Annotated in this window: 4 protein-coding genes and 1 pseudogene; 4 read left to right on the forward strand and 1 reads right to left on the reverse strand. The window is 72.6% G+C overall.

Annotated features, from left to right (window positions below; all coding sequences use genetic code 11):
- Positions 1 to 212: 212 nt before the first annotated feature.
- The gene (gltB, locus tag FHG89_RS16120; protein ID WP_139585206.1) at positions 213 to 4925 is read left to right on the forward strand and encodes a glutamate synthase large subunit; all 4713 of its coding nucleotides are present in this window, start codon (positions 213 to 215) and stop codon (positions 4923 to 4925) included.
- Positions 4918 to 6453 carry a glutamate synthase subunit beta gene (locus FHG89_RS16125; RefSeq protein ID WP_139585207.1) on the forward strand — a complete coding sequence of 512 codons (1536 nt, stop codon included), beginning with the start codon at positions 4918 to 4920 and terminating at the stop codon, positions 6451 to 6453. Before gltB ends, FHG89_RS16125 begins: the two co-directional genes overlap by 8 nt.
- Positions 6454 to 6607: 154 nt before the next feature.
- Here the strand turns inward: FHG89_RS16125 and FHG89_RS16130 are convergent, their stop codons facing one another.
- Positions 6608 to 8161, reverse strand: coding sequence for a M1 family metallopeptidase (locus tag FHG89_RS16130; protein ID WP_425280183.1), 1554 nt, complete (start codon positions 8159 to 8161; stop codon positions 6608 to 6610).
- A 176-nt stretch (positions 8162 to 8337) separates the two neighbouring features.
- Here FHG89_RS16130 and FHG89_RS16135 point away from each other — a divergent pair, with 176 nt between their 5' ends.
- On the forward strand, positions 8338 to 9135 hold the full coding sequence (locus FHG89_RS16135) for an SGNH/GDSL hydrolase family protein (RefSeq protein WP_139585209.1): 798 nt from the start codon (positions 8338 to 8340) through the stop codon (positions 9133 to 9135).
- Positions 9136 to 9281: 146 nt separating this feature from the next.
- Positions 9282 to 9741 (forward strand): annotated as a pseudogene (locus tag FHG89_RS16140) (FtsK/SpoIIIE domain-containing protein); the annotation flags it as partial.

Here is a 9741-nt window from a genome sequence, read left to right on the forward strand (position 1 = left end):
ACGTCGCGGGGAACCGCGTCGTAGAAGCGTTCCAACCGGTCGAAGACGTCTTGATGCAGCGGATCCACCGCGCGAGACTACACGTCCCAGACTCTGGACGGTGTGATCAATCTTGACTGGCCTTGCGGCCGCAGCCCTAACGTAGACTCAATAGACCCACGGGCCGACGTCGTCCCCATCATGATCCAACCTGAGTGACGACAGGAGGCCCGGTGGCTCAGCCGTACCCGCACAAGTCACAGCCGTACCCGCTCAGCCCGCAGGCGTCCCCGACGCCCGACCCTCGCCCGTCCGCCCAGGGCCTGTACGACCCGGCGCAGGAGCACGACGCCTGTGGGGTGGCCTTCGTGGCGGACCTGCACGGTCGGCGCTCGCACGCGGTCGTCGCCAACGGGCTCGGCGCGCTCTGCCGGCTGGACCACCGGGGCGCCCGAGGCGCGGAGCCCAACACCGGTGACGGCGCGGGCATCATGATCCAGGTCCCGGACGTGTTCCTGCGCGCGGTGGCTGGCGTCGAGCTGCCCCCGGCCGGTGAGTACGCCACCGGTCTGGTGTTCCTCCCCGACGACGACGCCGCCGAGGCCCGCGCCCGCCGTGTCGTCGAGAAGTACGCGCTTGTCGAGGGCGCCGACCTCCTCGGCTGGCGGGACGTGCCGATCGACCCGGAAGGGCTCGGCGAGACCGCCCTGGCGGCGATGCCCCGGGTCCGGCAGGTCTTCGTGGCCGCGCGTCGGCTCACCGACTCGCCGGCCGGTCGGGCCGGCTCCGCGCTGAGCGGCATCGACCTGGACCGGGTGGCGTTCTGCCTGCGCAAGCAGGCCGAACGGGAGACGGCCGAGCGGGGCGTGCCGGCGTACTTCCCGTCGCTGTCCAGCCGCACGATGATCTACAAGGGGATGCTCACCCCCGACCAGTTGCCGGCGTTCTACCCCGATCTGCGCGACGAGCGGGTGGACAGCGCCATCGCGCTTGTGCACTCCCGCTTCTCCACGAACACGTTCCCGTCCTGGCCGCTGGCGCACCCGTACCGGTTCATCGCCCACAACGGCGAGATCAACACGATCCGGGGCAACCGCAACTGGATGCAGGCCCGTGAGGCGCTGCTGCGCTCGCCGAACCTCCCGGGCAACATCCGGCGGATCTTCCCGGTCTGCACCCCCGGCGCCTCCGACTCGGCGAACTTCGACGAGGTGCTGGAGCTGCTGCACCTGGCGGGGCGGAGCCTGCCGCACGCGGTGCTCATGATGATCCCCGAGGCGTGGGAGAACGACCCCGGCATGCAGCCGGACAAGCGGGCGTTCTACCGCTTCCACGCGAGCCTCATGGAGCCGTGGGACGGGCCCGCGTCGGTGGCGTTCACCGACGGCGAGATCGTCGGCGCGGTGCTGGACCGCAACGGGCTGCGCCCGGGCCGCTGGTGGCAGACCGACGACGGCCTTGTCGTGCTGGGCTCCGAGGCGGGCGTTCTCGACCTCGACCCGGCCCACGTGGTCGCCAAGGGGCGGCTCCAGCCGGGAAAGATGTTCCTGGTCGACACCGTCGCCGGGCGGATCGTGCACGACGAGGAGATCAAGTCAGAGTTGGCCGCCGCGCAGCCGTACGGCGAGTGGCTGCACGCCGGGCTGATCGAGCTGGACGACCTGCCGGCCCGCGAGCACACCGTCTACACCCACGATTCGGTACGCCGCCGCCAGCAGACCTTCGGCTACACGCAGGAGGAGCTGAAGATCCTGCTCGCGCCGATGGCGCGTACCGGCGCGGAGCCGCTGGGCTCGATGGGCACGGACACTCCGATCGCGCCGCTGTCCACCCGGCCGCGGCTGCTCTACGACTACTTCCATCAGCTCTTCGCCCAGGTCACCAACCCGCCGTTGGACGCCATCCGCGAGGAGCTGGTGACCAGCCTGGCGTCGACCATCGGGCCGGAGGGCAACCTGCTCGACCCCGGGGCGGCGAGCTGTCGGCAGATCGTGCTGCCGCACCCGATCATCGACAACGACGAGCTGGCGAAGATCCTCTCCATCGACGAGGACGGTGACCTGCCCGGCTTCAAGGCCGTCCGGGTCTCCGGCCTGTACCGCATCCGCGAGGGCGCCGCCGGCATCAAGGCCCGGTTGACCGAGATCTGCCGGCACGTCTCCGAGGCCATCGAGGACGGCGTCCGCATCCTGGTGCTCTCCGACCGGGACTCCAACGCCGACCTGGCACCGATCCCGTCGCTGCTGCTCACCGCCGCCGTGCACCAGCACCTGGTGCGGGAGCAGACCCGCACCCAGGCGGCGCTCATCGTGGAGTCCGGCGACTGCCGGGAGGTGCACCACGCGGCGGTGTTGATCGGGTACGGCGCGGCGGCGGTCAACCCGTACCTGGCGTTCGAGTCGGTGGAGGACATGATCTCCACGGGCGCGCTCGTCGGGGTGGAACCGGCCGGTGCGGTACGCAACTACGCCAAGGCGCTCGGCAAGGGCGTCCTGAAGATCATGTCGAAGATGGGCATCTCGACGGTCTCGTCGTACTGCGGCGCGCAGGTCTTCGAGGCGGTCGGCCTGGACACCCGGCTCATCGAGCGCTACTTCCGGGGCACGCCCAGCCGGATCGGCGGGGTGGGGCTGGCCGGCGTACACGCCGAGGTGGCCGCCCGGCACGCGTTGGCCTGGCCGCCGGCCGGCGCCGCGGCCTCGGACCGGTTGGAGGTCGGCGGCGAGTACCAGTGGCGCCGCGAGGGTGAGCTGCACCTGTTCAACCCGGAGACGGTCTTCCTGCTCCAGCACGCCACCCGCAGCCGGCAGTACGACGTGTTCCGCGAGTACACGGCGACTGTCGACGCGCTCGCCGCGCAGGCCGGCTCGCTGCGGGGGCTGTTCACCCTGCGCACCGGGGTCCGCCCGGCGGTGCCCCTGGACGAGGTCGAGCCGGCCTCGGAGATCGTCAAGCGGTTCGCCACCGGCGCCATGTCGTACGGGTCGATCTCCGCCGAGGCGCACGAGACGCTCGCGATCGCCATGAACCGCCTCGGTGGCAAGTCCAACACCGGCGAGGGTGGCGAGGACGTCGAGCGGCTGCACGACCCGGTACGCCGTTCGGCGGTCAAGCAGATCGCCAGCGGCCGGTTCGGTGTGACGAGTGAATACCTGGTCAACGCCGACGACCTCCAGATCAAGATGGCGCAGGGCGCGAAGCCCGGCGAGGGCGGCCAACTGCCCGGCAACAAGGTCTGGCCGTGGATCGCCCGGACCCGGCACGCCACGCCGGGCGTCGGCCTGATCTCCCCGCCGCCACACCACGACATCTACTCGATCGAGGACCTGGCGCAGCTCGTCCACGACCTGAAGTGCGTCAACCCGGCCGCCCGGGTGCACGTCAAGCTGGTCAGCGAGGTGGGTGTCGGCACGGTCGCGGCCGGTGTGGCCAAGCTGAAGGCCGACGTCATCCTCATCTCGGGGCACGACGGCGGCACCGGCGCGTCTCCGCTGAACTCGCTCAAGCACGCCGGCACCCCGTGGGAGCTGGGGCTGGCCGAGGCCCAGCAGACGCTGCTGCTCAACAAGCTGCGTGACCGGGTCACCGTGCAGGTCGACGGTCAGCTCAAGACCGGCCGGGACGTGCTGATCGCGGCGCTGCTCGGCGCGGAGGAGTTCGGCTTCGCGACCGCGCCGCTGATCGTCGAGGGCTGCGTCATGATGCGGGTGTGTCACCTGGACACCTGCCCGGTCGGCATCGCCACCCAGAACCCGGTGCTGCGGGAGCGGTTCACCGGTAAGCCGGAGTTCGTGGAGAACTTCTTCCTGTTCCTCGCCGAGGAGGTCCGGGGATACCTGGCCGAGCTGGGCTTCCGGTCCATCGAGGAGGCGATCGGGCAGTCCGAGCTGCTCGACGTCGCCCCGGCGGTGACGCACTGGAAGGCGCACGGACTGGACCTGGCGCCCGTCCTGCACCTGCCCGAGCTGCCGTCCGGCACCGTCCGGCGCGGCGTACGGGCGCAGGACCACGGCCTGGAGCACGCCCTGGACAACGAGTTGATCGCGCTGGCCCGTCCGGCGCTGTCCGAGGGCGCGCCGGTGCGGGTCGAGGTGGCGGTGCGCAACGAGCACCGCAGCGTCGGCGCGATGCTCGGCGGGGAGGTGACCCGTCGTTTCGGGGGCGCCGGCCTGCCCGAGGACACCATCGAGTTCGTGCTGCACGGCACGGCCGGGCAGTCGTTCGGCGCGTTCCTGCCGCACGGGGTGACCCTGCGGCTGCACGGCGACGCCAACGACTACGTGGGCAAGGGCCTCTCCGGCGGTCGCCTCATCGTCCGTCCGGACGCCGCCGCGCCGTTCCTCGACCCGGACGCCGAGCCGGGGCAGCGGGCCGAGGACCAGATCATCGCCGGCAACACCATCCTGTACGGGGCCACCGCGGGCGAGGTCTTCCTGCGCGGCCGGGTGGGGGAGCGGTTCGCGGTGCGCAACTCCGGCGCGGTCGCCGTCGTCGAGGGTGTCGGCGACCACGGCTGCGAGTACATGACCGGCGGCACGGTGGTGGTGCTCGGCGCGACCGGCCGCAACTTCGCCGCCGGCATGTCCGGGGGGATGGCGTTCGTGCACCATCTGGACCGCTCCCGGGTCAACGGAGAACTGGTCGACCTGGCGCCGCTGGGCGAGCAGGAGCAGACGCTGCTGCACGAGCTGGTCCAGCGGCACGTCGCCGAGACCGGCTCGGCGGTCGCCGAGGAGCTGCTCAAGCGGTGGCCGGAGGCGGTGGCCGAGTTCACCGCCGTGGTGCCCCGCGACTACCGCCGGGTGCTGGAGATCATGAGGGCCGCCGAAGCCGCCGGCCGCGACGTCGACGACGCGGTCATGAAGGAACTGACCGCACCGGCTGTGCCGGCGATGCCCGTGCCGCCCGCCCCGCGGGTGGCGGCCCAGGAGGTGGCTCGTGCCTGACCCGAACGGTTTCCTGCGCTACGACAGGCGGCTGCCGGCCCGCCGCCCGGTGCCGGTGCGGATCAGCGACTGGCGCGAGGTGTACCCGCCGGCCGGCGAGGACCTCGTCCGCGAGCAGGCCACCCGCTGCATGGACTGCGGCATCCCGTTCTGCCACGACGGCTGCCCGCTGGGCAACCGCATCCCGGACTGGAACGACCTGGTCCGCACCGGCAACTGGGACGCCGCGGTGGAGTCGCTGCACGCCACAAACAACTTCCCGGAGTTCACCGGCCGGCTCTGCCCGGCGCCCTGCGAGGCGGCCTGCGTGCTGGGCATCGCCGGCGGTCAGCCGGTGACCATCAAGCAGGTCGAGGTGGAGATCGCCGACGCGGCGGCGGCGCGCGGGTTCACCCCGCGTCCCGTACCGGCGCCGTCGGGCCGGTCGGTCGCCGTGGTCGGTTCCGGGCCCGCCGGCCTGGCCGCCGCCCAGCAGCTGGCCCGCGCCGGTCACGCGGTGACGGTGTACGAGCGCGACGACGCGATCGGTGGCCTGCTCCGGTACGGCATCCCCGACTTCAAGTTGGAGAAGCGGCACATCGACGCCCGGCTCGCCCAGCTCTCCGCCGAGGGGGTGCGCTTCCGCACGGGGGTGAACGTCGGGGTGGACGTCACCGCCGAGCAGTTGCGCGCCGAGCACGACGCGGTGCTGCTGGCCTGCGGGGCGTTGCAGGGCCGGGACACTCCGGAGACCCCGGGGCGGGCGCTTCGGGGCGTACACCAGGCCATGGCGCACCTGGTCGCGGCCAACCGCGCGGTCGCCACGGCGGCCACCGACGAGCCGGGCGTCGCCGTGACCGGCGAGGGTCGGCCGGGTCGGGCGGCGCTGCCGGACGGCACGCCTATCGACGCGGCCGGCAAGCACGTGGTGATCATCGGTGGTGGGGACACCGCGGCTGACTGCCTCGGCGTCGCGCACCGGCAGGGCGCGGCCGGCGTGCACCAGCTCGACCTGTACCCGCAGCCGCCGCAGGAGCGCGACGAGGCACGGGACCCGTGGCCGACCTGGCCGTGGATCCTGCGCAGCTACCCGGCGCACGAGGAGGGCGGCGAGCGGGTCTTCGCCGTGGCGGTGCAGGAGTTCGTGGACGACGGCACCGGCCAGGTGCGGGCGGTGCGGATCGCCGAGGTGACAGTCGAGAAGCGCGACGGCAGGCGCATCGTCACCGTCGTGCCGGGCTCGGAGCGGGAGCTTCCGGCGGATCTGGTGCTGCTGGCGATCGGTTTCGAGGGCACCGAGCAGCAGCCGCTGCTGGCGCAGTTCGGGGTGACCCGCAACCCTCGGGGCGCGGTCGACGCCCGCGACGACTGGCAGACCGACGCCGACGGGGTGTTCGTCGCGGGTGACATGCACCGGGGCGCCTCGCTGATCGTCTGGGCCATCGCCGAGGGGCGTGCGGCGGCCGCCGCGATCCACGGCTACCTCGGGGGCGCCGGGGCACTACCGGCGCCGGTCGGCCCGGCCGCGCAGCCGCTCGCCGTCCGCTGAGGATTCCCGGAGCGGTCCGGCCGGCGCCGGGTCGACTGTGGACCGGTCGGCGGCGCCGGCGTCCTGAGCGCGCCGCCGGCCCGGGGGTCGGTCCAGTCAGCGACAATGCGGAAGGCCCGCCGCGTGCGCGACGGGCCTTCCGGGTGGTGCCTGCCTACTGGTGCGACAGCAGTTCGTGGGCCTCGCGGATCTTGGCCCAGGACTTCGGCGCGGCGGGCGGGGTGGCCGTGCGCGCCGCGCTGGCCACGTCCGGCCGGCCGGCGGTGAACAGCCAGGTGGTGAACAGCTCGTCCAGGTCCAGGCCGGAGATGTCCTCGGCGAGGGCCTGGAACTGCGCGGTGGTGCCGTTGCCGTACCGGTGCGCGGTGGTCCAGGCGGGCAGGATCTCGAAGAACGCGTCGTCGCCGACGGCCAGTCGCAACTGGTGCAGGGCCATCGCCCCCCGGTCGTAGACGGCGCCGTCGAAGACCTGGGCGGCGCCCGGGTCGCCGGGCAGCACCTGCCAGAACTCGTCGTCGGCCGGGTAGCTGTCGTAGGTGAAGTCGAACAGCTCCTGGGCGGTGCCCTCACCCTGCTCCTCGGACCAGAGCCACTCGGCGTACGAGGCGAAGCCCTCGTTGAGCCAGACGTTGCGCCACTCGGCCACCGAGACGGAGTCACCGAACCACTGGTGGGCGTTCTCGTGCACCACCACGTACGTGTTGGCGCCGCGCCGCCAGAAGCCCGGGCCGTACACCGGTCGGGTCTGGGTCTCCAACGCGAACCCGATGCCGTCGACCGGCCCGGCCACGCCGCCCTGCGCCTCGAACGGGTACGGGCCGAAGAGCCCGCTCTCCCAGTCGATGATCTCGGCGGTCCGCTCGATGCTGGCCCGCGCGGCCGGACGCAGCGCGCCGAGCGAGGTGCTGTACGCGTTGATCACCGGCTGGCCGCCGGGCGTGGTGTCGGTGACGATGTCGTACTGGCCGATGGCCAGGAAGGCCAGGTAGGTGGCGGTGGGGGAGGTGGTCCGCCAGATCCACCGGGTGCGGTTGCCGGCCTCGGCCAGCGGCGGCCGGGGCTGCACGCCGTTGCTGATCACCTCGACGCCGGTGGGCACCGACACGGAGATGTCGAAGGTGGCCTTGTCCAGTGGGTGGTCGTTGCTCGGGAACCACCACCACGCCGACTCGGGCTCGTTGACGGCGAGCGCACCGTCGGCGGTGCGCGTCCAGCTGCTGTAGCCGCCGACCAGGGTCTGCGACGGGACGCCGGCGTAGCGCACCACGATGGTGAGCTGCTGGCCGCGGGTGATGGTGCGGGCCGGTGTGACCACCAGTTCGTGCACACCAGCGGTGCTGGTGCTCGCCTCCCAGCCGTTGACGCGCACCGATTCGACGTCGAGCAGGAAGTCCAGGTTGAACGACGAGAGGTCCTGGGTGGCGGTGGCGAGGATGGTGGTGGTGCCGGTGAGCCGGTCGGTGGTCGGTTCGTAGCGCAGCCGGACGTCGTAGTGCTCGACGTCGTAGCCGCCGTTGCCGTAGTCGGGGAAGTAGGTGTCGCCCAGGCCGGGCGCGCCGGGTTGCGGCGCGGCGGTGACGGTGGGCCGGCCCCAGGCCGTCGGGGCGGCCTGGCCGGGGGCGCCGGCGAGCATGGTGCCGGCGGTGGTGAGGGTCAGGGCGGCGGTGGCCGCCGTGAGGACTCGTCGCACGAGGTGGACTCCCTCCATCGGGGTTGTACGCCCGTCAACCTAATCGACAACCGTGAGCGTCGCTGCCTCGCCGGGCACCGTGTCGAGCTATTCCTTTGATCTATGTGTTTCGATAGTATTACCGACTAGTAACAAACCCTGGCCACGCGCGCGGTCGCAGGATCCCACCACCCCCTGTCCTGTGGAGGTCCGTCATGCCCAACCGCCCGCTGGCCCGCGCCCTGGCCGCGCTGGTCGCCGCGTTCACCGCCGCCCTCGGCGCCGTGCTCGTCCCCGGCACCGCCCAGGCCGCCGCCGTCACCTACGTCGCGCTCGGCGACTCGTACTCCTCAGGTGTCGGCGCCGGCCCGTACGACACCTCCGGCTGCCTGCGCAGCCAGAAGTCGTACGCCCCGCTCTGGGCGGCCGCCCACGGCGTCACCAGCTTCACCTTCCGGGCCTGCGGCGGCGCGGTCACCGCCGACGTCCTCAACGACCAGGTCAGCGCGCTCAGCGCCAGCACCACACTGGTCACCATCACCATCGGCGGCAACGACGCAGGCTTCGTCAACGTCATCACCAGTTGCCGGTTCGGCAGCACCTCGTCCTGCACCAACGCCGTCAACAACGCCAAGTCGTTCGCCACCTCGACGCTGCCGGGCCGGCTCGACGCCACGTACGCCGCCATCCGTAACCGGGCGCCGAACGCCCGGTTGATCGTGCTCGGCTATCCGCGACTGTTCGAGACGACCTCCTGCGGCTGGCTGGCCATGAGCACCTACAAGCGCACCATCCTCAACGAGGCCGCCGACGTGCTCGCCTCGGTCACCGCCAGCCGGGCCGCCGCGGCCGGCGCCACCTTCGCCGACACCCGTTCGTCCTTCGCCGGGCACGGCGTCTGCGCCGGCGACCCCTGGATCAACGACATCTCCGGGATCATCGAGGCGTACCACCCGGACGCCGACGGCTACCGCTACGGCTACCTGCCGGCGCTGAACGCCGTTACCGGCTGACCCGTCCACCCCGCCCGCGGCGGCCGGCGGTCCATGGCGGACCGTCGGCCGCCGCGAGGACAACGCGCGGGTCGGTACTGTGCCGGTGTCACAGCTGTCCGTTAGGGTTTCCGCGAACCGGACGGCCGTGGCGTGGGAGGCACAGTGTGGGCAGGCTCGCGTCGGCGTACGGGCAGGCGGTCACCGCCCACCGGGCGGCCCGCGCACACCTGGACACCGCCCGGGGCGCGCTCGGCGCCGCCCCGGCACCCGCCGCACCGGTCGGCGCCGGCGACCTGGTCGACCGGCTGGCCCGCCTCGGCGCCGCACTGGCCACCCCCACCCCGGGCGCAACCGGGCTCACCGACGCGCCGGCGGCCGTACGGATCGGCGAGGCGTCCACAGCCGACAGTGGCTTTCCCGTGCTGGTGCCGCTGGGCGGTGGCCACCACCTCGCCCTGGACACCGACGCCCGCGACTCCCGGGTCGCCGGGCTGCTGCGGGCGCTGGTGCTGCGGCTGGTCGCCACCGCGCCGGCCGGGCAGGTCCGTGTCGCCGGCATCGACACCGCCGCGCTGGGCGCCACGTTCGGCCCGCTGCGCCCGCTGCTCGACGCCGGGGTGCTCG

Source organism: Micromonospora orduensis (assembly GCF_006228125.1).
Lineage (GTDB): Bacteria > Actinomycetota > Actinomycetes > Mycobacteriales > Micromonosporaceae > Micromonospora > Micromonospora orduensis.

What these genes read in the sequence shown, in the direction of transcription:
- FHG89_RS16130 (WP_425280183.1), bottom strand. Translation starts at nt 8,161, where the DNA reads ATGGAGGGAGTCCACCTCGTGCGACGAGTCCTCACGGCGGCCACCGCC.
- FHG89_RS16135 (WP_139585209.1), top strand. Translation starts at nt 8,338, where the DNA reads ATGCCCAACCGCCCGCTGGCCCGCGCCCTGGCCGCGCTGGTCGCCGCG.